The sequence below is a fragment of the Mesorhizobium sp. ES1-4 genome (genome assembly GCF_020164745.1).
Classification (GTDB): Bacteria; Pseudomonadota; Alphaproteobacteria; order Rhizobiales; family Rhizobiaceae; genus Mesorhizobium.
Genome location: NZ_JAIUGV010000006.1, coordinates 16,701 through 41,911, shown reverse-complemented (window position 1 = coordinate 41,911; position 25,211 = coordinate 16,701). Strand labels below are relative to the sequence as shown.

Below are 25,211 nucleotides of genomic sequence, written 5' to 3'. Positions count from 1 at the left end.
AGGCAGCGGCATGCGAAGGGCGATGCTTCAGCCACTCGCCGCCAGCAGCAAGACACCGGCAAGAGCCGATCCGGCGAGCGTCGGCAGCATGCCGATCTTCAATTTCAGGATGGCTATCATCGCGGCACAGGAAAGCAGTGCCGCGCGCCAGTCGATGGAAGAGATAACCGGCACATTCATGCCGGGCCCTACCGCGTGCACCTCCCGGAAGACGACGTGCAAGGCAAACCACAAAGCGAGATTCATGATGACGCCGACGACGGCGGCGGTGATCGCGCCCAGCGCGGCCGACAACGCCTTGTTGCCGCGCAGCGCCTCGATGTAGGGCGCGCCGAGGAATATCCAGAAGAAGCAGGGCGTGAACGTCACCCACAAGGTCAGCAGTGCTCCGAGCGATCCGCCAAGCAGCGGATCCAGCGAGCCGGAGTGGCGGAACGCCGCGATGAAGCCGACGAACTGCAGCACCAGGATGAGCGGACCCGGCGTGGTCTCGGCCAGCCCAAGGCCATCGACCATTTCGCCCGGGGCAAGCCAACCGAAGGACTGCACGGCCGCCTGCGCGACATAGGCAAGGACCGCATAGGCGCCACCGAAAGTGACGACCGCCATGAGGCTGAAGAACCGGCCTATCTCGGTCCAGACACTCGTTGAGCCGGTGAACCACCAGAGCGCAAGAACAGGACCGAGCCAGATCGGCAGCCAGATGGCAACCGTACGCGGCGCGTGCCATGTCGTCGGGTTGACGTGGGTCAGTTCGCCGCGCTCGAACATCAGGTCGACAGCTCCCTTGATGTCGGCGGTGTCACCCTTGCCGTGGGCAGAGCCGGAAAACAGGCCCGCGGCAACGCGGTCCCCCAGCCAACCTGTCAGGCCCGCGAGCAGGATGATGAGGGGGAATGGCAAATTCAATGCATAGATGGCAACGAACGCGGCGATCGCTATCGACACCATGACCCGGTTCTTCAGGGCACGGCGTCCGATCCGGATCACCGCCTCGATGACGATGGCGAGCACCGCCGCCTTCACCCCGAAAAACAACGCCGCGACGAGTGGCACATCACCATAAAGTGCATAGAGGCTGCTCAAGGTCAGCATGACGAGCGCGCCCGGCACGACGAACAGGATGCCGGCGACAAGGCCACCGGCCGTCCTGTGCAACAGCCAACCAATATAGATCGCGAGTTGCTGGGCTTCCGGGCCGGGCAGCAGCATGCAGTAGTTCAGCGCATGGAGGAACCGCTGTTCTCCGACCCAGCGCCGTTCCTCGACCAGTTCCTTGTGCATCATGGCGATCTGCCCGGCCGGCCCGCCGAAGCTGAGCAGCCCGATTCTTGCCCACACCTTCGTGGCCTCGGCGAAGGTCGGGGCAGCCGGCGCCTCGACGTTCGCCCCTCGGTCGTCCGGCAACGAAGCGGTCATGATGGTTTATCCGCGCCCGCACCGGGCCAGTTATGGGTTTCCTCAGTGGCGTCGCGACACCAGCGGAAGAAGGCATCATACAGCAGCATGCCTGCTTCAAGCTGTTCTAGATCATTGCGAAACATACGCGACAGGCCAAGCGAGGCGGCCAAAAAGCCGGCAGCCTGGGGCACCAGGTCGAGCCTCGCGGTGTCGGCGGCGCGCACGATCAAGGCAAGGCGATCGAGCGCATCGGATTCCAGCCCGAACGCCTCGATCATCGTGTCGAAGGTGCAGCGTTCGCCGCGATGGCTCCAGAACACATTGTCGATATCGAACGGCACGGCCTGAAAGCGGTCGGCGACATCAGGCACTTCGGCCGCATCGACAAACAGGAAGACCGCATGAGGATCGACGAAACGCCGGATCAGCCAGGGGCAGGCAATGCGGTCGATCTTCGGGCGGGTCCGCGTCACCCAAATGGTTCGGCCCTTCTCGTCACGGGACGGTATCTTGCCTGAATGCACCAGAAGCGCCTTGGCGTCGCGCCACGCTTCGAAGCCGCCTTCGAGGGTTTCGGCGGCAATCCCCTCGTGCCGCAGCCAGGCAGTCACGCCTTGCGAGAGTTTCCGGCCTTTCTGGCAGACGACCACCACCGACTTGCCCGTGAAATCGGGCGCCCATGTCGAAACGGTTCTGAAATCGCGCCGGCCCGAGGCCGGCAGCAGGCGCGGATCGGCATCGAAATCTTCATCGACGCGTACGTCGACGATTGCGGGCGCGCCCGGCAGACCGACGAGACGGGACAGTTGCGAAACGGTGATAGCGGTTGTTGACGGCATGGCGTCCACCTCCTGATAGAGAAGCCTGGACGCGAACGTTGGGCTGACGCCTCACGGGGTCGTCGCGATGCACCCCTTGCCCCGATGGTGGATTTGTTGGGCGCGCTTGTCAAGGAAGGCAAGCGGCGGCTCGATCCCGATCAAGCCGCCGCTGTCGCGGACGCAAACAATCAGTGATTGTCGCGGGGGATGCCCATCGTATGCGCGACGTCCTGGTATTTCACCGCCGGCTTCAGCACCATGCCGGCCGAGAACTGGTCGACCATGCCGCGCTGGATCTCCTGCCACGGCGTCTGGTGCTTGGGATAGTGATAGCCGCCATCGTTCTGCAGTTCGGCGCGCCGCCGCGCGATTTCGTCGTCGCTGACAAGGATGTTCGCGGTGCCTTTCCGGAGATCGATGCGGACGCGGTCGCCTGTCTTCAGCAGCGCCAGCCCACCGCCGACCGCGGCCTCCGGCGAGGCGTTGAGGATCGACGGCGAGCCCGACGTGCCCGACTGGCGGCCGTCGCCGATGCAGGCCAGCGAATGGATGCCCTTCTTGATGAGATAGGCCGGTGGCTGCATGTTGACGACCTCGGCGCCGCCGGGGTAGCCGACCGGACCGGCGCCGCGCATGAACAGGATGGTGTGCTCGTCGATGCCTTGCGCCGGATCGTCGATGCGGGCGTGGTAATCCTCCGGGCCGTCGAAGACCATGGCGTTGCCCTCGAAGGCTTCCGGATCGTTCGGGTTGGACAGGTAGCGCTCGCGGAATTCGGGCGAGATGCCGCTCATCTTCATGATCGCCGAATCGAACAGATTGCCCTTGAAGTTGATGAAGCCGGCATTGGCCTTCAGCGGCTCGGCCACGGTGCGGATGACGTCGGTGTTCTCGTTCGCGACCCCTTCGCAGTTGTCGCCGATCGACTTGCCATTGACGGTCAAGGCGCCGGGATGCGGCAGCATTCCAGCCTTCATCAGTTCGGCCACCACCGCCGGCACGCCACCGGCGTGATGATAGTCCTCGCCGAGATATTCGCCCGACGGCTGCAGGTTGACGATAAGCGGCACCTTGAGGCCGATCTTCTGCCAGTCGTCATTGTCGAGCGGCACGCCGAGATGGCGCGCGATGGCGTTGAGATGGATCGGCGCGTTGGTCGAGCCGCCGATCGCGGAATTGACGACGATGGCGTTTTCGAAGGCCGCGCGCGTCATGATGTCGGAGGGCTTCAGGTCCTCGTGCACCATGTCGACGATGCGCTTGCCCGTCTCGTAGGCGATCTGGCCGCGCTCGCGGTACGGCGCCGGGATGGCGGCCGAACCGGGCAGCTGCATGCCGAGCGCCTCGGCGAGCGAATTCATCGTGGTGGCGGTGCCCATCGTGTTGCAATAGCCGGTCGACGGCGCCGAGGACGCGACGATGTCCATGAACTCGTCATAGTCGATCTCGCCGGCCGACAGGCGCTGGCGCGATTCCCAGACGATGGTGCCCGAGCCGGTGCGCTTGCCCTTGTGCCAGCCATTGAGCATCGGGCCGACCGACAGCGCGATGGCCGGGATGTTGACGGTGGCCGCCGCCATCAGCAGGGCGGGCGTGGTCTTGTCGCAGCCGATGGTCAGCACGACGCCGTCGAGCGGATAGCCATAAAGCACCTCGACAAGGCTGAGATAGGCGAGGTTGCGGTCAAGGGCCGCCGTCGGCCGCTTGCCGGTCTCCTGGATCGGGTGGCAGGGGAATTCGAAAGGAATACCGCCCATCGAGACGATGCCTTCGCGCACGCGCTTGGCGAGCTCGATATGGTGCCGGTTGCAGGGCGAAAGGTCGGAGCCCGTCTGGGCGATGCCGATCAGCGGCTTGCCCGACATCAGCTCGGCGCGTGTCAGCCCGTAATTCAGGTAGCGCTCCAGATAGAGTGCCGTCATCCCCGGATTGTCGGGATTGTCGAACCACTCCTGCGAGCGAAATTTTTTCTTTTTCGTGGGGGCGCCGGCCATCATGGTCTCCGTATTTGTATGACAAATCGATATGACAACGCGCGGATGCAGGCAAGGGGCACGCGTGATCTGAATCCGGACTTTGGTGCGATAGACAGCCGTCGAGCCGCGCGCTACGACCAATCCGACATTGGCGATCGGGGAGGTTTTGATGGCTTTGGTGATCGAAGGCGAGGAACGTATCGCCGCACCCGTGCAGAAAGTGTGGGAAGCGCTTAATGATCCAGCCATCCTGAAGGACGCCATTCCGGGCTGCCAGAGCCTGGAAATGAAATCGGCGACCGAGATGGCGGCAAGGGTGGTGCTCAAGATCGGGCCGATCAAAGCGACCTTCAACGGCGAAGTGACGCTGAAGAACCTCAAGCCGCCGCACGCCTACACCATCCAGGGCGAAGGCAAGGGCGGCATCGCCGGCTTCGCCAAGGGCGGCGCCGACGTCACGCTCACCGCCGACGGGCCGGACGCGACGGTCCTCAGATACGCGGCCAAGGCAGAAGTCGGCGGCAAGATCGCGCAGCTCGGCAGCCGCCTGATCGAGTCGACCTCGAAGAAACTGGCTGGACAGTTCTTCTCGGCATTCAGTGAGAAAGTCGGCGGCTGATCCCTGCCCTCGGGGCGTCACTCAAACACGATGTTCGGCACGGCAGCTTCGGCCGCGCCGCGTTCCTCATTGACCCTGTCCCAGACCTTGGCCGCTATATCGCGATAGATTTTCGCTTCGGCGCCGCCGGGCTTCGAGACGACGACCGGCGTGCCGGCGTCCGAGCTCTCGCGAATGCCCATTTCCAGCGGCACCTCGCCGAGGAAGGCGACACCCAGCCTCTCGGCCTCGCGGCGCGCACCGCCATGGCCGAAAATATCGTAGCGCCTGCCGGTGTCCGGGGCGAGGAAGTAGCTCATGTTCTCGACGATGCCGAGCAGCGGAACGTCGACTTTCTTGAACATATTGAGACCTTTGCGGGCATCGATCAGCGCCAGGTCCTGCGGCGTCGAGACGATGACGGCGCCGGCCAGCGGCACCTGTTGTGCCATGGTCAGCTGGGCGTCACCGGTGCCGGGGGGCATGTCGACGACGAGCACATCGAGCCGGCCCCATTCAACCTCGCGCAGCATCTGGGTGAGCGCCGACATCACCATCGGCCCGCGCCAGATCATCGGCGTCTCCTCATCGACGAGGAAACCCATCGACATCACCTTGAGGCCATAATTCTCCATCGGTTTCAGGATCTTGCCGTCGACCGTCTGCGGCCGGCCATGGATGTTGAGCAGCCTCGGCATGGACGGGCCATAGATGTCGGCATCGAGCACGCCTACCCGCAGGCCGTTGGCGGCAAGACCGAGCGCCAGATTGACGGCAGTGGTCGACTTGCCGACGCCGCCCTTGCCGGAGGCAACCGCGATGATCGCCTCGATGCCGGGCACACCACGCTTGCCGTGGCTCTGCGAAGCAGGCGCATGCGGAACGGGACGTTGAGGCGCCGCGGATGGCGCCGGCCTTGGCGCCTGGCGTTGCGGGACCGGCGCTTCCATGCCGCCGCCCTTCTTTTCCGCCGTCAGCGCCACCACGGCGCCAGCGACTCCTGGGATCGCCTTGACGACCCGCTCGGCAGCGGCGCGCAACGGCTCCATTTCCTGCGCACGGGCGGCCGGAACCGTGATCGAGAAGAAGACTTTTGCGTCGGCAATGAAAATCTCGGAAACCATGCCGAGGTCGACGATGTTGCCGGTGAAATCCGGCCCGTTCACCGTCTTCAGGCGCTCGACGACGATTTCCTTGGTTACGGCCATGATCTTTCCCTTGGCGTTTGCCGGTTCAGATAATGCAGTTTCCGGACGGAACCAAGCTGCATCGGCCTGCCCTGAAAAAGATAGAGGCACATCGCCGCATCCATCCGCCGCCTTCCCCGCCGGGCGGCCGGACAAATCGGCATGTGACCGTCGTCAACAGGCCATGCAGCGCTATTTCGATGATCGGCATGAGAACGACAACCAGGAAAGGAGACGGTCATGCTCGAAAACAGCAACGCGACGGCCAATCTCGCTGTGAAGGATCTGGCAAAAGCGAAGGCCTTTTATGAGGGAACGCTCGGCCTCAAACAGGTCGACGACATGGAAGGCGAACTGGTCGTGTACAAGAGCGGCGGCACCCTCATCAACGTCTATCATTCACAATTCGCCGGCACCAACAAGGCGACGGCGGTCACCTGGACTGTCGGCGACCAGATCGAGCCGATCGTCAAGTCGCTGAAATCGAAGGGTGTCGCCTTCGAACACTACGAGATGCCGGGCCTGTCGCTCGAAGGCGACATCCATGTCGGCCACGGCATGAAGGTTGCCTGGTTCAAGGATCCTGACGGCAACATCCTGAACCTCGTGGACAAATAGCGATGACCACGCAGCAACGGCCATCCCCTGCCTGACGGCGGGATCGTGTCGTTGTGACGCCGGCACCATCTGGCGCAGCCGTTCTGCGCCCGATAGCTTGCGTCGATGATCGACAAGCTGGAATTCTTCATCGCGTTGGCCAAGGAGGAGCATTTCGGCCGGGCGGCTGAAGTGTGCGGCGTCACCCAGCCGACCTTGTCGGCCGGCATCAAGCAGTTGGAAGGCCAGCTTGGCGTGATGCTGGTGCTGCGCGGCTCGCGCTTCCAGGGCCTGACACCGGAGGGCAAGCAGGTGTTGGTCTGGGCGCGCCGCATCGTCGGCGACTCAAGAACCCTGCGCGAGGAGATGCGGGCGGCGCGCTACGGCCTTTCCGGACGCATCCGCATCGCCGCCATCCCCACGGCCCTTGCCATGGTGGCACGGCTGACGACACCGTTTCGGGCCAAGCACCCCGGCGTCACCTTTTCGGTGCTGTCGCGCACATCGATAGAGGTGCTGTCGCTGCTCGGCAATTTCGACATCGACGCCGGCATCACCTATCTCGACAACGAGCCGCTTGGGCGGGTGACCAGCGTGCCGCTCTACGACGAGCGCTATCAGCTGATCACGGCGGTCGGGAACCCTTATTTCGACCGCGACAAAGTGACATGGGCGGAGCTCAGCAGCCTGCCGCTCTGCCTCTTGACGCCGGATATGCAGAACCGCCGCATCATCGACCAACATCTGGCCGAAGCGGGCGTGCAGATGCGACCGACGCTGGAATCCAATTCGATGATCGTCCTGTTCTCGCACATCCGGACCGGTAAATGGTCATCGATCATGCCGCTCAACCTCGCGGAAACATTCGGCTTTTCCGAGCCGATCCGGGCCATCCCGATCGTCGAGCCCGATGCCAGCCACACGGTCGGGCTGGTCGCCGCGCCGCGTGAGCCGCACACGCCACTGGTGCAGGCGCTGCTTGACGAGGCGATGGCGCTGGCAGACGATTTCCGTACCCAGCGCTAGGCTAGAAGTGCTGAGCGACAGCGCTTGATAGAAATTTTCTATCGAGCAACGAAACGGCTTTATTGATTTCGGAGGTTTCCTCTGATTTCTTAAGCACTTAGCGATATTGCGCCTGTGCATGTCGTTGCTCCAAAACCGCTTTGCACTTTTGGGCGACATACATTGGACACCACGACCAGGGAGGGTGCTGCATGACGATGCAGCCTGCAAGTACCGAGATCGCATCGCGCACAGCGGCGATTGTTCAAGATCTGAAGGACCTTGAAGGTCCGCTGCTGCCTATTCTTCACGGCATCCAGGAAGAGTTCGGCCATGTGCCGCAGGCGGCACTTCCCGTCATCGCCGACGGGCTGAACCTCTCCAGGGCCGAAGTGCACGGCGTGGTCACCTTCTATCACGATTTCCGTGCCCGCCCAGCCGGGCGGCACGTGCTGAAGCTCTGCCAGGCGGAAGCTTGCCAGTCGATGGGTTCGGACGCGGTCGCCGCCAGGGTCAAGCAGTTGCTCGGCATCGATTTCCATGAGACCACGGGTGATGGTTCGGTTACGCTCGAGCCGGTCTATTGCCTCGGGCTGTGCGCCTGTTCGCCGTCGGCGATGCTGGACGGCGAGGTGATCGGACGGCTCGATGACGACAAGATCAACGAGATCGTCGCCGAGGTGCGCTCATGACCCCACGCATTTACATTCCCGGCGATTCCGGCGCGCTGGCGCTGGGCGCGGAAAAGGTCGCCAAGGCGATCGCAAACGAACTCGCCGAGCGGGGCATCGAAGCCAAGATCGTGCGCAACGGCTCGCGCGGCGCCTATTTCCTGGAACCGATGGTCGAAGTGGCGACAGCCAATGGCCGTGTCGCCTACGGGCCGGTGAAGCCGTCGGACGTCAAGAGCCTGTTCGACAGCGGTTTTCTCACCGGCGGGCACCACAAGCGCTGGCTCGGCGCACCGGACAAGATCCCCTTCCTGGCCAAGCAGACGCGCCTCACCTTCGCGCGCTGTGGGATCAACGACCCGCTGTCGCTCGACGCCTACAAATCGCTCGGCGGATTGAAGGGCCTGCAGAACGCGGTAGCCATGGCGCCGGCCGACATCGTCAAACAAGTCACCGAGTCCGGCTTGCGTGGCCGTGGCGGCGCGGGCTTCCCGACCGGCATCAAGTGGAAGACGGTGCTCGATACGACATCGGAGCGCAAATACATCGTCTGCAACGCCGATGAGGGCGACAGCGCCACCTTCGCCGACCGCATGATCATGGAGGGCGACCCCTTCGTGCTTATCGAAGGCATGGCCATCGCCGGCATCGCCACCGGCGCGACCAAGGGTTTCGTCTACGTCCGCTCGGAATATCCGCACGCGGTGGCAACGATGAACAGGGCCGTCGAAATCGCCCGCAAGGCCGGCGTGCTCGGCGTCAATGTGCTGGGCTCGCCCAACGCCTTCGACATGGAAATACGCGTCGGCGCCGGCGCTTATGTCTGCGGCGAGGAAACCTCGCTGCTCAACAGCCTGGAAGGCAAGCGCGGCGTGGTGCGCGCCAAGCCGCCGCTGCCCGCGATACAAGGGTTGTTCGGCAAGCCGACGGTGATCAACAACGTGATCTCGCTGGCCTCGGTGCCTATCATCATGGACAAGGGCGCCGCCTTCTACAAGGATTTCGGCATGGGCCGCTCGCGCGGCACGATCCCGATCCAGATCGCCGGCAACGTCAAGCAAGGCGGCCTGTTCGAAACCGCTTTCGGCCTGACACTGGGCGAGATCGTCGACGATATCGGCGGCGGGACGTCCACTGGACGTCCGGTCAAGGCGGTGCAGGTTGGCGGGCCGCTCGGCGCCTACTTCCCGCGCGCGCTGTTCGACACGCCATTCGACTACGAAGAATTCGCCAAGCGCGACGGACTGATCGGCCACGCCGGCGTCACAGTTTTCGACGATACTGCCGACATGCTGAAGCAGGCACGTTTCGCCATGGAATTCTGCGCCATCGAAAGCTGCGGCAAGTGCACGCCTTGCCGCATCGGCTCGACGCGGGGCGTCGAAACCATAGACAGGCTCGCCGCCGGCATCGAACCGGAGAAGAACCTCGCGCTGGTCACCGACCTCTGCAACACGATGAAGTTCGGTTCGCTGTGCGCGCTGGGCGGCTTCACGCCCTACCCGGTGATGAGTTCGATCACGCATTTCCCCGAAGATTTCAAGCCCGCGCCGACGCGCGTGGCTGCTGAATAGGAGCTGGCAGATGAACATCAAGGCCGACTTCCCGACGCTCATCGAAGAACTCGATTACGGAACGCCGCAATCGAAGGCTGAGAAGCAGGTCACGCTGACCGTCGATGGCCGCAGCATCAGCGTGCCGGAAGGCACGTCGATCATGCGCGCGGCGATGGAAGGCGGGGTCGAAATCCCGAAACTCTGCGCCACCGACATGCTGGACTCGTTCGGCTCCTGCCGCGTCTGCCTCGTCGAGATCGAAGGACGCGGCGGCACGCCGGCGTCCTGCACGACGCCGGTCGGCGAAGGCATGGTGGTGCGCACGCAGTCCGAACGACTCGATGCCATCCGTCGCGGCGTCATGGAGCTCTACGTCTCCGACCATCCGACCGGCTGGAACGAGAAGGCCGGAACCGGAGCCAGCGAGTTCGACGCGGTCGCGAAATCGGTCGGCCTGAGCGAAAACCGCTACGGCGTCGAGGGCCGCAACCACGTCAAGGAAGAAGGCGGCGTCGCGCCCGGCCATGGCTCGCTGGCGGTCGACTACATCGCCCGCGACGAGTCCAACCCCTATTTCACCTACGATCCGGCGCAGTGCATCGTCTGCTCGCGCTGCGTGCGCGCCTGCGAAGAGGTGCAGGGCACCTTCGCGCTGACCATCGAGGGGCGCGGCTTCGAATCGCGCATGGTGGCCGGCATGCACGAGGATTTCATCACCTCCGAATGCGTGTCCTGCGGTGCTTGCGTGCAGGCCTGTCCGACCGATGCGCTACGCGAGAAGACCGTGCTCGAAAAGGGCCTGCCGGAGCGCTCCGCCGTCACCACCTGCGCCTATTGCGGCGTCGGCTGCTCCTTCAAGGCCGAAGTGAAGGGCGACGAGGTCGTGCGCATGATGCCCTACAAGGAGGGCATGGCAAACCACGGCCATTCCTGTGTGAAGGGCCGCTTCGCCTATGGCTACGCCACCCACAAGGACCGCATCCTGTCGCCGATGATCCGCGAAAAGGTCAGCGATCCCTGGCGCGAAGTGAGCTGGGAAGAGGCGATCGCCCATACCGCCAACGAATTCCGCCGCATCCAGTACCAGTACGGCCGTGCCGCGATCGGCGGCATCACCTCCTCGCGCTGCACGAATGAGGAAACCTATCTCGTCCAGAAGCTGGTCCGGCAGGGTTTCCGCAACAACAATGTCGACACTTGCGCGCGCGTCTGCCATTCGCCGACCGGCTATGGGCTCGGCCAGACCTACGGCACCTCGGCCGGCACGCAGGATTTCGATTCCGTCGAATTCACCGACGTCGCCGTCATCATCGGCGCCAATCCGGCTTCGGCGCATCCGGTGTTCGCATCTCGGCTGAAGAAGCGGCTGCGCCAGGGCGCCAAGCTGATCGTGCTCGATCCGCGCCGCACCGAGATGGTCAAGTCGGCGCATGTCGAAGCCGACTACCACCTGCCGCTGAAGCCAGGCACCAATGTCGCCGTGCTAACGTCGCTGGCGCATGTCATCGTCACCGAGGGACTTTTCGACGAGGCCTTCATCCGCGAGCGTTGCGACTGGGCAGAATTCCAGGACTGGGCATCCTTCGTCGCCCTGCCGGAAAACAGCCCCGAAACCGTCGGCAAGCTGTCCGGCGTCGATCCCGAATTGATCCGCGGCGCTGCCCGTCTCTACGCCAAGGGCGGCAATGGCGCGATCTACTACGGCCTCGGCGTCACCGAGCACAGCCAGGGCTCGACCACGGTGATGGCGATCGCCAACCTGGCCATGGCCACCGGCAATATCGGCCGGCCGGGCGTCGGCGTGAACCCGCTGCGCGGCCAGAACAACGTGCAGGGCTCGTGCGACATGGGCTCGTTCCCGCATGAACTGCCGGGCTATCGCCACATTTCGGGCGATGCCGTGCGCGACATCTATGAGAGCCTGTGGGGCGTGAAGCTGGACGACGAACCCGGCCTGCGCATTCCCAACATGCTGGATGCCGCCGTCGACGGTTCCTTCAAGGGCATCTACATCCAGGGCGAGGACATTCTGCAGTCCGATCCCGACACCAAGCATGTCGCCGCCGGCCTTGCCGCCATGGAATGCGTGGTCGTGCACGACCTCTTCCTCAACGAGACGGCGAACTACGCGCATGTCTTCCTGCCCGGTTCGACCTTCCTCGAGAAGGACGGCACCTTCACCAATGCCGAGCGCCGCATCAACATGGTGCGCAAGGTGCTGGAACCGAAGGCGCGCTACGCCGATTGGGAGGCGACGCAGGAACTCGCCCGCGCGATCGGCCTCGACTGGAACTATACGCATCCGTCGCAAATCATGGACGAGATCGCCAAGACGACGCCAAGCTTCGCCAACGTCTCGTTCGACCTGCTCGACCGCGTCGGCTCCGTTCAATGGCCCTGCAACGACAAGGCGCCGCTCGGCACGCCGATCATGCATGTCGACGGCTTCGTGCGTGGCAAGGGCAAGTTCATCCGTACCGAATATGTGGCGACGGACGAAAGGACCGGGCCGCGCTTCCCGCTGCTGCTGACCACAGGCCGCATCCTGTCGCAATACAATGTCGGCGCGCAGACGCGGCGCACCGAAAATGTCATGTGGCACTCCGAGGACCGGCTGGAAATCCATCCGCACGACGCAGAAAACCGCGGCCTGCGCGATGGCGACTGGGTGCGGCTGACCAGCCGTTCTGGCGAAACGACGCTACGCGCGCTGATCACCGACCGGGTGTCGCCGGGCGTGGTCTACACCACCTTCCACCATCCCGACACGCAGGCGAACGTCATCACCACCGACTTCTCCGACTGGGCGACCAACTGTCCGGAATACAAGGTGACCGCGGTGCAGGTCGGCGCTTCCAACGGCCCGTCGGAATGGCAGCGCGACTATGATGAACAAGCCAAGCAGAGCCGCCGCATCGCTCCGCTGCAGGCGGCGGAGTAGCTGTGTCGAGGCATTCGACAACAAGAGCTTCAATCTCGACGGTTGGTCGACCCCCACTCCGTCGAGCTTCGCTCGCCACCTCTCCCCCGATCGACGGGGGAGAGAAAAGGCGCGAGCCTTTGCCGGGAGGCGCCCTTCCTCTCCCTCCGGAGGGGGAAGAGGTGTCGCTGCGGAGCAGCGACGGAGTGGGGGACGGCCTGGAAGAGCAAACGCCAGTTGACGCAGGAAAGCTTCGACGCTTCCTAAGCGAAATGGCAGGCAGGCCAGAGGTTGGGGCCCTGTGACCCGCCCTCCTATCTCTCAGATCTCTCGTCTCGCGCACCGCGCCAGCGGCACGGCTGCGGCCAACCGCATGGTGCCTGAGGAGACGCCGGTGGCGTTCTCCTTTGCCGGCACCACGCATGCGGTGATGATGGCGAGCCCCGCCGACTTCGAGGATTTCGCGCTCGGCTTCTCGCTCACTGAAGGCATCATCGCTGCGCGTGATGAGATCGAAGCCATCGAGGTCGAGGATCATGGCGCCGGAATCGACATCCAGATCCGATTGAAGGACCAGGCCAATACGCGCTTCGAGGCGCGGCGGCGGCGGCTTGCCGGACCGGTCGGCTGCGGGCTGTGCGGCATCGAATCCATCGAGGAAGCGATGCGCTCGGTCGATCCGGTCGGTGCGTCGAAGCTTACGCTCAATGCCGACGACATCACCCGTTCGGTCAAGCTCCTGTCGAAGGTGCAGCCGCTGCATACAGAGACTGGCGCCGTGCACGCCGCAGGCTTCTACGTGCCGGGCAAGGGCGTTGTCATGGCGCGCGAGGATGTCGGCCGCCACAATGCGCTGGACAAGCTGGCGGGCGCGCTGGCCAAGGCCGATATCGATGGCGCGTCGGGCGCTGTGGTCGTCACGTCACGCGTCTCGGTCGAGATGGTGCAGAAGACGGCGGCAATCGGTTCAGCCTTCATCATCGCCGTCTCGGCGCCGACCGCCCTTGCCATCCGCACCGCGGAGGAAGCCGGCATGACGCTGGTGGCGCTGGTGCGCGGCGACGATTTCGATGTTTTTACCCACCCTGACCGGGTGATCTCCGGAGTTGCCCAGCATGTCGCATGACGAAGACCACATCATGAGCACCAAGGAAAAGCTGGTGCGCATGGCCAACCAGATCGCCGCCTTTTTCCACTCCAGGCCTCGTGAGGAGGGCGTTGCCGGCGTTGCCGAGCATATCAACAAATTCTGGGAGCCGAGGATGCGGCGCCAGTTCTTCGAGATGCTGGACAGCGGTCATGAGGGTTTCGACGAACTGGTGGTGGCCGCTTCGGCCAGGATCAAGCGCCCGATCACGCCGGCGGAGGCCGATCTCAAGCTCGGGCTCGAGGCCTCGCCTGGCGACGTCGCCGCGTCGCAGGGATAGCTCCAGCCGCCGCGCTGGCTTATATTTTTCTTTGCTAAAGTTTAAGCTGCCGCACCCGGCGCGGCTCTGCTATGGTTGGCGATCAGAAATCGTCAGGCCAGGCGGACAACCTCGTGAGGCCGATCGAGACCCGATACGCCCTTAGCGGCGACGTGCGGATCGCCTATCAGGTGGTCGGCCAGGGATCGTTCGACCTCGTCTTCGTGCCGGGCTTCATCTCCAATCTCGATCTGCATTGGGAGGACGAAGGCTACACAAGGCTCTTGCGGCGGCTTTCGGCCTTCTCTCGACTAATCCTGTTCGACAAGCGCGGTACGGGTCTCTCCGACCGCGTCGATGTCCATCATCTGCCCAGCCTCGATACCCGTATGGACGACGTGCGCGCGGTGATGGACGCGGCCGGCAGCGGCCGCGCCGCCCTGCTTGGCGCTTCCGAAGGCGCGCCTATGGCGATGCTGTTCGCCGCCACCTATCCGGAGCGGACACGGGCGCTGGCGCTCTATGGCGGCTATGCGCATTTCCACAAATGGGTGATGCCGCCGGATCGCCTGGAAGCCTTCATCGCGACGGCCGAGACGGCCTGGGGCACTGGCGCTACCTTGGCCAATTTCGCGCCAGGCCGGGTCGATGACACCCACTTCTCAACCTGGTGGGCCCGCTTCGAACGTCTGTCGGCGAGCCCGACCGCGGCGGCGGCGCTGGCGCGGATGAACGCCGATATCGACGTCCGTGGTGTGCTGGCGGCGATCAGCGCGCCGACGCTGTTGATCCATCGCCGCAACGATGTGCGGGTCGATCCCGATGCCAGCCGCTTTCTGGCCAGGAAGATTCCCAACGCGCGGCTGGTCGAAACCCCGGGCCGGGACCATCCGATCTGGACCGGCGATGTCGATCGGGTGGCCGACCTGATCGAGGAGTTCCTGACCGGCGAGCGCGCGGTCGGCGAAGCGGAGCGCGTCCTGGCGGCGCTTCTGGTGACACGCATCTACGATACGGCCCGCCTCGGCGATCGGATGTGGAGCGAACGCAGCGAGCATTTCCACGAAACATGGCGGACACTTGTGGGGCGCCATGGCGGGCGCTGCACGGATGTGCACGGCGAAATGATGATCTCGCGCTTCGACGGCCCGGGGCGCGCCTTGCGTTGCGCCGCGGCATTGCGCGACGCGGCCCAGCAGATCGGAGTGGCAAGCGCGCAAGGGGCGCATGTCGGCGAGATCGAATTGCGCGGCCCTCCTGCAGGATTGACGGGCCGCGTGACGATCCAACTCGCCGCTCGCGCCGGGCGCGGCGAGATACTGGCGTCGAGGCTGGTCGCCGATCTGGCAGTCGGCTCGGGGCTTCATTTCGCCGACGCTGGCCGTGTCAGCATCGACGAACTGGAGGAGCCCATGGCGCTGGTCCTGGCGATGTCCGAACAGCACCTGGAACCGGCTTGTCGTCCCAAGGCCAAGGCGGCCGAACCGGCTTGCCTGACGGCGCGCGAGAGCGAGGTGGTGAGCCTGATTGCCGACGGCAAGAGCAATGCCGCGATCGCCGCCGAACTCAGGCTGAGCGGGCACACGGTCAAGCGCCACGTCGCCAACATACTGCTCAAACTCGACCTGCCATCGCGGGCGGCGGCGGCGGCATTTTCCGCCAGGCAGACTGGCCCGGACGGGCCATGAGAGCCATGGCGCTTTCGGGGGAAGCGGGCACACCGATCTAAGCGCTATCAATTCCCCATGCAGGCCAGGCGGATATCGCCAAAAGGCGCTGCGAAGGAGGATGAGATGCTCAAGTCGAAATTGAATGTCAGATCCCTTATGATCGTGGCAGGCATTGGCGTGCTGACCATGACCTCTCCCGTAAGAGCAGAGGATGCATCCGCGACCGCCGCCTACAAGGACATCCAGGCGACGCTCGGCTCGGTGCCGGACATGTTCAAGACACTTCCTGACGTCGCCATCGCCGGCGCGTGGGCCGAGATCAAGGGTGTCCAGCTCAACCCCAAGACCGCGCTCGACGGCAAGACCAAGGAACTGATGGGCCTCGCGGTCGCGTCGCAGATCCCGTGCCAGTATTGCATCTATTTCCATACCGAGGCGGCCAGGCTCAACGGCGCCAGCGACGAGGAGATCAAGGAGACGATCGCGATGGCGGCAATCGTGCGCCATTGGTCGACGATCCTCAACGGCAGCCAGGTCGACCTCGCGACCTTCAAGAAACAGACCGACGACGTGTTCGCGGCCGTCAAGGCCAAGTCGCAGTGAGAGACACTGCCCGTCGATCCGCGCCGGGCAGACGCTTCCAACATCAACCGCCCGATCATGAAGACGGGCATATGGAGGATAAAATGCTGACCAAGACCCAGAAGGTGGATGGCGCGGCGATCAAGAAGGCGATCGAAGGCCGTGACGGCAAGATGCTGTCGAGCTTCTATGCGGACGACGCGCTGGTGCGCGTGATCGACCGCAACAATCCGCCGAGCAAGCCGCGCGAAATCCGCGGACGCGCGGCGATCACCACGTTCTGGGACGATATCTGCAGCCGCGCGATGACCCACAAGGTCGACGCCACCATCGCCGACGGCGACAGCCTCGCCTTCACCCAGGCCTGTGCCTATCCGGACGGCACGAAAGTGTTCGCCGCGGCAATGCTGGAGCTGAAGAACGGGCAGATTGCACGGCAGACCGTCGTGCAGGCCTGGGACGAGTAGTCAAACGCGGCCATGCCGCAGCAGGGAGGACAAGATGTTCAGCGCCAGATGGCAGATCGACGCCAAGTTCGGACACAAGCAGACCGTGCTAGAACTGATGCGGAAATGGGAACGCGAGATCGGCTCACAGGTCGGTCTCGCCGACCTCGATTTCCAGATCATGACCGGCTCGATCGGTGCGCGCGAAGCGACGGTCGAGTCTCACCACCAGGTCGAGAGTCTCGCCCAGTTGGAGGCGTTCTTCGCCAAGATCGGCAAGATCGACGCGCACGCCAAATGGGGCAAGGAGTTAGAGCCCTATGTCGTGTCGGGCACCAGCCTGTGGCAGATTTTCCGGATCGTCGAATAGTTGATGCCGGATAGCCCAAGCCCTGGGAGGGGGGCGGTGGGTAGGATGGAAGGGTGGCTGTGAGGTTACGGCCACCTTCACGCACCATGCGATGGCGAAAAAGCCACGAGGCGTGGCTCCTGCTCTCCTGTACGGCCAGTCTCAGCGACGGTTCCGGCTGCCCGCCATGGCTCTCCCGGGCCATTCCCCATTGGCCCTTTCGGGCGAAGCAGCGGGGACCGGATCGGTGCAACGTACTCGTCTCTGCACCCAACGCATACGCCCCGAAGGGCGGCACACCAAGCAAGAAGATGCGTCGCGCCGACGCCGCATAGCGCTGGCGCAATCAAAGGGAGAAAACCGATGACCAACGAAACCCATGCAAAACTGCGTGAAGCCCTCCGCGGGGAGCTGATCCTGCGCGACGATGCCGGATATGACGAAGCACGCAAGATCTACAACGGCATGATCGAAAAGCGCCCGCTGCTGATTGCACGCTGCGCCGATGTCGCCGACGTTATCACCGCCGTGAGATACGCGCGCGACAACGACCTCCTGATCGCCGTGCGCGGCGGAGGGCACAACGGTGCCGGATTGGGAATTTGCGACAACGGCCTCGTCATCGACCTGTCGACGATGAAGGGGGTCCATGTCGACCCGACCACGCGCACCGTGAGGGTCGCGCCCGGCTGCACGTCGGGTGACGTGGACCACGCCACCCACCCCTTCGGGCTCGCCGTCCCGTTCGGCATCGTCTCGACCACGGGCGTTGCCGGCCTGACCCTCGGCGGAGGGACCGGCTATCTGACGCGCAGATACGGTCTCACCATCGACAATCTCGTCGAGGCCGACCTGGTGCTGGCCGACGGCAGCACGGTAAGGGCCAGCAAAAAAGAGAATCCCGACCTGTTCTGGGCGCTCCGGGGCGGCGGCGGCAATTTCGGCGTTGTAACCAGCTTCCTGTTCCAGGCCCATCCCGTGAGCATGATCTTCGGCGGCCCGGTGTTTTGGGAGGCCAAGGACGCTCCGGCCGTCATGCGTGCCTATCGCGACTACCTGCCGGCAGCGCCCGAAGATCTCGGCGCCTTTGTCGGCCTGAAGTCCGTCCCCTCGACCGATCCCTTCCCGCGCGAGTATTGGGGCAAGCGCGCCTGCGCCATCATCTCCTGCTACAACGGCACGGAGGAAGACGGGCGCAAGGCGATGGCGCCGCTGCTGGACATCCTGCCGCCACCGATCTTCAACTGGATGGGGGTGATGCCGTACCCGGCGTTGCAGGCGCTGTTCGACCCGCTGCTTCCCAAAGGCCTGCAATGGTATTGGAAGGGCGATTTCGTCAAGTCTCTTTCCGACGAAGCCATCGCGACCCATATCGCGCAGGCCGCCCAGGCGCCCAGCGAATTGTCTCTCATGCATCTTTACCCGATCGACGGCGCCGTGCGCCGCGTCGGCAACGACGAGACCGCCTGGAACGCACGCGATGCAAGCTGGTCGATGGTCATAGCCGCTATCGATCCCGATCCGGGCAAGGCCGCCGACCTCACCAAATGGGCCAAGAACTACTGGGCCAGCATCCATCCCCACAATGGCGAAGGCGGCTACGTCAATTTCATGATGGACGACGAAGGGGAAGCGCGCTTGCGGGCAAGCTATGGCACGAATTACGAGCGGCTGAGCCAGGTGAAGCGGACCTATGACCCATCCAACATCTTCCGGGTCAACTTGAACATCAAGCCCGCGACATCGGCGGAGCAGGGTAGGACGGCTGCATAGCTGCCGGGCCGCTGGTGCTCGTCGGTCACACATTCTCCCCGTGAGCGGCGTTCACGGGGAGAATGGAAGCCGTGACTACATCAGGCCAAGCTGCTTGTAGAAGCCGAGCGCGTCGTAATAGTCGCTCTGGGTCGCGATCTTGCCGTCCTTCACGGAAAACATCGAGGCGCCGGTGAAGGAGAACTTCTTGCCGGTCGCGGCCGTGCCATCGCCCCAGGGCCCGGTGTTGGTGCCGGAAAATTCCCATTCGAACGCAACGCGGTCACCGTCGATGACGGGCTTGCCCTTCATCGTCCACACCGCGTCTGGGACGGCCTTGAGGAAGTTGTCGATGACGCCAGTCTTGGCGGCTTCCTTGCCCGTGACCGGCTTGCCTACGGAAGCGTCGTAATAGGTGACCTCGTCGGCGAAAAATCCGGCAGCTTTGGCCGAGTCATGCGCATTCCAGGCGGCGACATAGGCTTCGACCACCGCTTGCGCGGTATCGGCGGCGAAGGTTGGCGATGCGGCCAATAGTGTGGCGGCGACGGCTGCGGATGTCAGAAACTGGCGGCGATGCATGGTTCGTTCCTCCCTGGTTGAATGCCTGCGCTTTTTCGAAAATGTTACGTGTGCGCCACCATGACATGGCGCACCGCGGTATAGTCCTCCAGCGCGTAGAGCGACATGTCCTTGCCGTAACCGGACTGCTTGAGCCCGCCATGCGGCATTTCGTTGGTCAGCATGAAGTGGGTGTTGATCCAGGTGCAGCCATATTGCAGGCGGGCGGCGGTGGCCATGGCTCGTGAAATATCCCTGGTCCATACTGATGATGCCAGGCCGTAGTCGCTGTCGTTGGCCCAGTTCACCGCCTCGTCGACTTCCGTGAAGCGGGTGATGGAGACGACCGGGCCGAACACTTCGCGGCGCACGATCTCGTCCTCCTGCAGCGCACCGGCGACGACAGTCGGCTGGTAGTAGAAGCCGGTGCCCTCGCCCGGCTTGCCACCGGTGGTGATCTCGATGTGCTTCAGTTCCGAAGCGCGCTCGACGAAGCTCGAGACGCGGTCGCGCTGGCGCCGCGAGATCAGCGGGCCGATCTCGTTCTCGGTGTCGTCGGGCTGGTTGTACTTGATGGTCGATACGGCGGAGGAAAGGTCGGCGACAAGCTTGTCGTAGATCTTCTTGCCGGCATAGATGCGGCAGGCGGCGGTGCAGTCCTGGCCGGCATTGTAGTAGCCGAAGGCGCGCAAGCCGTTGACCACGGCGCCGAGATCGGCGTCGTCGAAGACGATGACCGGCGCCTTGCCACCGAGTTCGAGATGCGTGCGCTTGACCGACTTGGCGGCGGCCTGAAGCACCTTCTTGCCGGTGGCGACGTCACCGGTGATCGAGATCATGTTGACCTTGGGATGGTTGATCAGCGTGTTGCCGACACTTTCGCCTCGGCCAAGCACGACATTGACCACGCCTGCGGGCAGGATATCGGCCAGGATCCTGGCCAGCTTCAGCGCCGTTAGCGGCGTCTGCTCCGAGGGCTTGAAGACGACGGTGTTGCCGCCGGCAATCGCCGGCGCCAGCTTCCAGGCCATCATCATCAGCGGATAGTTCCAGGGCGCGATCGAGGCGACGATGCCGATCGGGTCGCGCCGCACCATCGAGGTGTGGCCAGGCAGGTATTCGCCCGCGACCACACCCGGCATTGACCGGACCGCACCGGCGAAGAAGCGGTAGCAGTCGACGATCGCCGGGATTTCGTCATTGAGCACGGCATTGATCGGCTTGCCGCAATTCAGTGCCTCGAGCGTGGCGAACTCCCTGGCCTCGGCCTCGATACGGTCGGCGATCTTGAGGAGGTAGCCGGAGCGTTGCGCCGGCGTGGTGCGCGACCACAAGACGAACGCTTTTTCGGCGGCAATGATCGCCGCCTCGATCTGTGCCTGGCTGGCCTCGGGCAGGTTGAGAATGGTCGCCCCGGTCTTCGGATTGAGGATCGGCTCCTCGGTCTCGGTGCCCTTCTCGAAAATCGAGCCGATCAGCATCTGGGTGTCCATGAAAACTCTCCCTTTTTGATTATTTGCCCGAACCGGCGATCTGGTCACCGTCGCGGGTCAGGTAATAGGCAAACAGGATCGGCAGCAGCGTCACCAGGACCACGACCATGGCCACGACATTGGTGACCGGGCGCTGGCGCGGACGGATCAGTTCCTCCAGCATCCAGATCGGCACGGTCTGCTGCTGGCCGGCGGTGAAGGTGGTGACGATGACCTCATCGAACGACAGAGCGAAGGCCAGCATGCCGCCGGCGAGCAATGCCGTGGCGATGTTGGGCAGCATGATATGCCTAAAGGTCTGGAAACCGTCGGCGCCGAGATCCATCGAGGCCTCGATCATCGAGCCCGAGGTGCGGCGGAAGCGGGCGACCGCGTTGTTGTAGACGACGACCACGCAGAAGGTGGCGTGACCGAGCACGATCGTCCAGAACGAGAACGGAATGTCGGCCAGCGAAAAGGCCGAGCGCAGCGCGATGCCGGTGATGATGCCGGGCAGCGCGATCGGCAGGATGACCAGCAGCGAAATTGTCTCGCGGCCGAAGAATTTCGTCCGTGACACCGCGGCGGCGCACAGCGTGCCCAGCACCAGCGCGATCGTGGTCGAGATGGCGGCGACGCGGACGGACAGCGACAGCGCTTCCCAGACATCGGGCCGGTTCCAGGTGACGGCGAACCATTGCGTCGTCAGCCCCGGTGGTGGCCAGACAAAGCTCTTCTCCTCGGTGGTGAAGGCATAGACGAAGATCAGCAGGATCGGCAGATGCAGGAAGAGCAGGCCGCAGGCGGCTGCGATCTTCAGGCCGAGCGGAGCACGTTGACCGCGGTCAGAGCGCATCGAAGGCCCCCATGCGCTTGGCGCCCCAGAGGTAGAAGCCCATGATGACGATGGGCACCACCGTGAACGCGGCGGCCAGCGGGACGTTGCCGGCGGTGCCTTGCTGCGAATAGACGGCTTGGCCGATGAACAGGCGCGAGGTGCCGATGATCTGCGGGATGATGTAGTCGCCCAATGTCAGCGAGAAGGTGAAGATCGAGCCGGCGACGATGCCGGGCAGCGCAAGCGGGAACAGCACGTTGCGGAAGGTCTGGCCGGGCGAGGCGCCGAGATCCGACGACGCCTCGACCAGATTGCCGGGCACGCGCTCGAGTGCCGCCTGAACGGGCAGGATCATGAACGGCAGCCAGACATAGACGAAGACGATGAACGTGCCGGTGAACGAAACCGACAGCGAATTGCCGCCGACGACCGGCAGCGACAGCCACGCATCGAGCAGCCACAAAAGGTGCAGCTTGGCGAGCAGCCATGTAAGGATGCCTTCCTTGGCGAGGATCAGCTTCCAGGCATAGATCTTGACTAGGTAGCTCGACCACAGCGGCAGCATGACGCCGAGATAGAACAGCGCCTTCCAGCGGCCGCGCGCATAACGCGCCGCATAGTAGGCGATCGGGAAGGCGACGACGGCCGAGGCCAAAGTGACCAGTGCCGCCATCGTCACCGTGCGCAGGATGATATCGAGATTGGCGGCCTGCAACAGGTCGCCATAGGTCCTCAGCGTGAACTGGCGGTTGATGAGGCCGGAGAACTCGTCGATGGAGAAAAAGCTCTGTGCCAGCAGCGCGAACAGCGAGCCGATGTAGACGATGCCGAGCCACAGCACCGGCGGCAGCAGCGTGAGCAGGAGCAGGACTTTTGGCCGACGCCAGAAGAGGTCGGAGAGCGCGCCGCGCATGCCGCCGCTGCCGGGCAGGATGGCGGGCGCGGTGGCGCGCGGCATGGTGGCGTCGAAGCTCATACCGCCTCGTCCATCAGATGCAGGTGCTCGCGGTTGAACGTCAGCAGCACCGCCTCGCCTTCCGCCGGCAGGGCGGCTCCCGCCGGCACCACGGCGTGCAGCTTCAATCCGTCGGCATCGAGCGCCAGCCGGGTGGTGGCGCCGAGATAGTTGCTCGAGACGAGGCGCGCGGCGACGCCTTCGCCGTTTGCCGCGCGGCCGACGCGAATGGCTTCGGGACGCAGGCTGGCCCAGCGGCGCTGGCCGGCATGGCGCTGGACGAAATCCGGCGGCAATACATTGGAGGACCCAACGAAATCGGCGACGAAGCGCGTGCTCGGCCGCTGATAGATGTCCTCCGGCGTGCCGATCTGCATGATCCTGCCATCGTTGAAGACCGCGACGCGGTCAGCCATCGACAGCGCCTCGCCCTGATCGTGGGTGACGAAGACGAAGGTGATGCCGAGCGCCTTCTGCAGCGACTTCAGCTCCTCCTGCATGTTTTCGCGCAGCTTGAGGTCGAGCGCACCGAGCGGCTCGTCGAGCAACAGCACCTTGGGCTGGTTGACCAGCGCGCGGGCGAGCGCGACACGCTGGCGCTGGCCGCCGGAAAGCTGGCCCGGCCGGCGGGCGCCATAACCGGGCAGCCGCACCAGCGACAGCGCTTCTTCCGCCGCCTTGTGCCGCTCGGCCTTGCCGACGCGCTTGACCATCAACCCGTAGGCGACGTTGTCGAGGACGTTCAGGTGCGGGAACAGCGCGTAGTCCTGGAACACGGTGTTGACGTTGCGGCGGTAGGGCGGCACGCCTTCGGCACGCTCGCCGAAGATCGCGATCGAACCCGCCGTCGGCTGCTCGAAGCCGGCGATCAGCCGCAGACACGTCGTCTTGCCGGAGCCGGACGGCCCGAGCATGGCGAAGAATTCGCCCGGCACGATGTCGAGGTCGACAGCGTCGACAGCGCGAATGCTGCCGAAATGGCGCGAGACTTTCTGGAAGGAAACGGCTGGTGTCATGGAGTGTCCTGAGCTGTCAGGCTTTTCAATTCGAGTGGCAATGCTGCCCCTCATCCGCCTGCCGGCGCCTTCTCCCCGTATAGTGACGGGGAAAAGGGTCTAGCTTCAAAGCTGGCGCCGCCTCTCCCCGTTCTTCACGGGAAGAGGGCAAGGGTGAGGGGCAGCGCCGGCTATCAACAAATGCGAGCCGAGATCACCGTCCGCCGATGACGCCGATATAATCCGACACCCAGCGGTAGTAGGGCACGCATTGATCGTTCTGGGTGACGCATTTCGAGACCGGCGTCTTCCAGAACTTGATCTTGTCGAAATTGTCGTAGCCGTTGGTCTTGCAACCTTCCTCGCCGAGCAGTTCGTTGCCCTTGCAGGCAGCGGGCACGACCGGCAGGGAGCCGAACCAGGCCGAGACGTCGCCCTGCACCTTCGGCGCCAGCGAATGCTCGAGCCACATATAGGCGCAGTTCGGGTGCGCGGCATCGGCTTCCATCATGGTGGTGTCGGCCCAGCCGGTGACGCCTTCCTCCGGCACGGTCGAGGCGACCGGTTTCTTGGCGGCGACCAGCGTGTTGACCTGGTACGGCCAGGAGCCGGACGCGACGACGCCTTCGTTCTGGAAATCGTCGACCTGGATGGCGGCGTCGTGCCAGTAGCGGCCGACCAGCGTGCGCTGGACACGCAGCAGGCCGAGCGCGGCCTTGTACTGGTCCTCGTTCAGTTCGTAGGGGTCCTTGATACCGAGTTCCGGCTTGTGGAACATCAGGTAGTTGGCGGCGTCAGCGATATGGATCGGCCCGTCATAGGCCTGGACCCGACCCTTGTTGGACTTGCCATCCGGCAGCTTCATTTCCTCGAAGACGACGTTCCAGCTCTTCGGTGCTTCCTTGAACACCTGGGTATTGTACATCAGGATGTTCGGACCCCACTGATAGGGGACGCCATAATGCACCTTGTCGACGGTGAACCAGGGCGCGTCCTTCAGCCGGTCGTCGACCATCTTCCAGCTTGGGATGAGATCGGTGTTGATCGGTTGCACGCGCTTGCCGGCGACGAGGCGCAGCGAAGCATCGCCCGACGCGGTGACGAGGTCGAAGCCGCCCTCGTTCATCAGCGAGACCATTTCATCCGATGTGTTGGCGGTCTTGACGTTGACCTTGCAGCCGCTCTCCTTCTCGAAGGCGGTGACCCAGTCATAGCCCTTGTCGGTCTCGCCGCGCTCGATATAGCCCGGCCAGGCTACGATATTAACCTGGCCTTCGCCCTTGCCGAGTTCCTTGACCTGGGCGATGGCCTGCCCGGAAAAGGCCAGCGCGACCGTCAGCGCAGTGCATGACTTCAGGAATGAATTCATCATCGATCTCCCATTTGGCGCATGCCCCGAAAACCGGTTCCGGTCCTCGCTGGAGGTCACACGCGGACTTAAAATTTTCAGCTC

General features: G+C 64.0%; 23 protein-coding genes. 13 read left to right on the top strand and 10 right to left on the bottom strand.

Annotated elements, in window-relative coordinates; all coding sequences use genetic code 11:
• Positions 1-27: 27 nt before the first annotated feature.
• The 3 genes from chrA to LB556_RS12900 form a co-directional block, all read right to left on the bottom strand.
• Positions 28-1,419 (bottom strand): chromate efflux transporter, encoded by a 1,392-nt coding sequence (gene chrA, locus LB556_RS12910; protein WP_224567592.1) that lies wholly within the window; start codon positions 1,417-1,419, stop codon positions 28-30.
• A complete protein-coding gene (locus LB556_RS12905) occupies positions 1,416-2,240 on the bottom strand; it encodes a chromate resistance protein ChrB domain-containing protein (protein WP_224567590.1) in 825 nt (274 codons plus the stop codon). The genes chrA and LB556_RS12905 overlap by 4 nt, the downstream gene beginning before the upstream one ends.
• Before the next feature lie 170 nt (positions 2,241-2,410).
• Entirely contained in the window at positions 2,411-4,216 is a 1,806-nt protein-coding gene (locus tag LB556_RS12900; protein WP_224568097.1) for an IlvD/Edd family dehydratase, read from the bottom strand.
• 151 nt (positions 4,217-4,367) lie between these two features.
• On the opposite strand from LB556_RS12900, the gene LB556_RS12895 reads away from it, so the two are divergent.
• Positions 4,368-4,817, top strand: coding sequence for an SRPBCC family protein (locus LB556_RS12895; RefSeq protein ID WP_224567588.1), 450 nt, complete (start codon positions 4,368-4,370; stop codon positions 4,815-4,817).
• A gap of 17 nt (positions 4,818-4,834) precedes the next feature.
• Here LB556_RS12895 and LB556_RS12890 read toward each other — a convergent pair whose 3' ends face one another.
• Positions 4,835-6,007, bottom strand: coding sequence for an Mrp/NBP35 family ATP-binding protein (locus LB556_RS12890; RefSeq protein WP_224568095.1), 1,173 nt, complete (start codon positions 6,005-6,007; stop codon positions 4,835-4,837).
• Between the two features lie 216 nt (positions 6,008-6,223).
• Here LB556_RS12890 and LB556_RS12885 point away from each other — a divergent pair, with 216 nt between their 5' ends.
• The 12 genes from LB556_RS12885 to LB556_RS12830 all read left to right on the top strand — a co-directional run bounded on the left by LB556_RS12885 (position 6,224) and on the right by LB556_RS12830 (position 18,958).
• Positions 6,224-6,601 (top strand): VOC family protein, encoded by a 378-nt coding sequence (locus tag LB556_RS12885; protein WP_140612735.1) that lies wholly within the window; start codon positions 6,224-6,226, stop codon positions 6,599-6,601.
• A gap of 105 nt (positions 6,602-6,706) precedes the next feature.
• Complete coding sequence (locus tag LB556_RS12880) at positions 6,707-7,606, top strand: LysR family transcriptional regulator (RefSeq protein WP_224567586.1); 900 nt, start codon at positions 6,707-6,709, stop codon at positions 7,604-7,606.
• 191 nt (positions 7,607-7,797) lie between these two features.
• The gene (locus LB556_RS12875; protein ID WP_224567584.1) at positions 7,798-8,277 is read left to right on the top strand and encodes a formate dehydrogenase subunit gamma; all 480 of its coding nucleotides are present in this window, start codon (positions 7,798-7,800) and stop codon (positions 8,275-8,277) included.
• Positions 8,274-9,830, top strand: coding sequence for a formate dehydrogenase beta subunit (locus LB556_RS12870; RefSeq protein ID WP_224567581.1), 1,557 nt, complete (start codon positions 8,274-8,276; stop codon positions 9,828-9,830). The genes LB556_RS12875 and LB556_RS12870 overlap by 4 nt, the downstream gene beginning before the upstream one ends.
• 10 nt (positions 9,831-9,840) lie before the next feature.
• The gene (gene fdhF / locus LB556_RS12865) at positions 9,841-12,753 is read left to right on the top strand and encodes a formate dehydrogenase subunit alpha (protein ID WP_224567580.1); all 2,913 of its coding nucleotides are present in this window, start codon (positions 9,841-9,843) and stop codon (positions 12,751-12,753) included.
• Between the two features lie 280 nt (positions 12,754-13,033).
• Complete coding sequence (gene fdhD / locus LB556_RS12860; RefSeq protein ID WP_224567579.1) at positions 13,034-13,858, top strand: formate dehydrogenase accessory sulfurtransferase FdhD; 825 nt, start codon at positions 13,034-13,036, stop codon at positions 13,856-13,858.
• Positions 13,848-14,159: a formate dehydrogenase subunit delta gene (locus tag LB556_RS12855; RefSeq protein WP_224567578.1), complete on the top strand. Its 312-nt coding sequence runs from the start codon at positions 13,848-13,850 to the stop codon at positions 14,157-14,159. Before fdhD ends, LB556_RS12855 begins: the two co-directional genes overlap by 11 nt.
• A 113-nt stretch (positions 14,160-14,272) precedes the next feature.
• Positions 14,273-15,826: an alpha/beta fold hydrolase gene (locus LB556_RS12850; protein WP_224567577.1), complete on the top strand. Its 1,554-nt coding sequence runs from the start codon at positions 14,273-14,275 to the stop codon at positions 15,824-15,826.
• Between the two features lie 105 nt (positions 15,827-15,931).
• Positions 15,932-16,411: a carboxymuconolactone decarboxylase family protein gene (locus LB556_RS12845; protein ID WP_224567576.1), complete on the top strand. Its 480-nt coding sequence runs from the start codon at positions 15,932-15,934 to the stop codon at positions 16,409-16,411.
• Positions 16,412-16,494: 83 nt separating this feature from the next.
• Positions 16,495-16,857, top strand: a complete 363-nt coding sequence (locus LB556_RS12840) for a nuclear transport factor 2 family protein (RefSeq protein ID WP_224567575.1) — start codon at positions 16,495-16,497, stop codon at positions 16,855-16,857.
• A gap of 34 nt (positions 16,858-16,891) precedes the next feature.
• Positions 16,892-17,206, top strand: coding sequence for a hypothetical protein (locus LB556_RS12835; RefSeq protein WP_224567574.1), 315 nt, complete (start codon positions 16,892-16,894; stop codon positions 17,204-17,206).
• 342 nt (positions 17,207-17,548) lie between these two features.
• Positions 17,549-18,958, top strand: a complete 1,410-nt coding sequence (locus LB556_RS12830; RefSeq protein WP_224567573.1) for an FAD-binding oxidoreductase — start codon at positions 17,549-17,551, stop codon at positions 18,956-18,958.
• 75 nt (positions 18,959-19,033) lie between these two features.
• On the opposite strand, the gene LB556_RS12825 is transcribed toward LB556_RS12830, so the two are convergent.
• The 6 genes from LB556_RS12825 to LB556_RS12800 all read right to left on the bottom strand — a co-directional run bounded on the left by LB556_RS12825 (position 19,034) and on the right by LB556_RS12800 (position 25,127).
• The gene (locus tag LB556_RS12825; RefSeq protein ID WP_224567572.1) at positions 19,034-19,519 is read right to left on the bottom strand and encodes an ester cyclase; all 486 of its coding nucleotides are present in this window, start codon (positions 19,517-19,519) and stop codon (positions 19,034-19,036) included.
• Between the two features lie 44 nt (positions 19,520-19,563).
• Positions 19,564-20,991, bottom strand: coding sequence for a gamma-aminobutyraldehyde dehydrogenase (locus LB556_RS12820; protein WP_224567569.1), 1,428 nt, complete (start codon positions 20,989-20,991; stop codon positions 19,564-19,566).
• A 19-nt stretch (positions 20,992-21,010) separates the two neighbouring features.
• A complete protein-coding gene (locus LB556_RS12815) occupies positions 21,011-21,826 on the bottom strand; it encodes an ABC transporter permease (RefSeq protein ID WP_224567568.1) in 816 nt (271 codons plus the stop codon).
• Positions 21,816-22,766: an ABC transporter permease gene (locus LB556_RS12810; RefSeq protein ID WP_224568093.1), complete on the bottom strand. Its 951-nt coding sequence runs from the start codon at positions 22,764-22,766 to the stop codon at positions 21,816-21,818. The genes LB556_RS12815 and LB556_RS12810 overlap by 11 nt, the downstream gene beginning before the upstream one ends.
• Positions 22,767-22,780: 14 nt before the next feature.
• On the bottom strand, positions 22,781-23,779 hold the full coding sequence (locus LB556_RS12805) for an ABC transporter ATP-binding protein (protein WP_224567566.1): 999 nt from the start codon (positions 23,777-23,779) through the stop codon (positions 22,781-22,783).
• A 193-nt stretch (positions 23,780-23,972) separates the two neighbouring features.
• Complete coding sequence (locus tag LB556_RS12800) at positions 23,973-25,127, bottom strand: ABC transporter substrate-binding protein (protein ID WP_224568091.1); 1,155 nt, start codon at positions 25,125-25,127, stop codon at positions 23,973-23,975.
• Between the last annotated feature and the right edge of the window lie 84 nt (positions 25,128-25,211).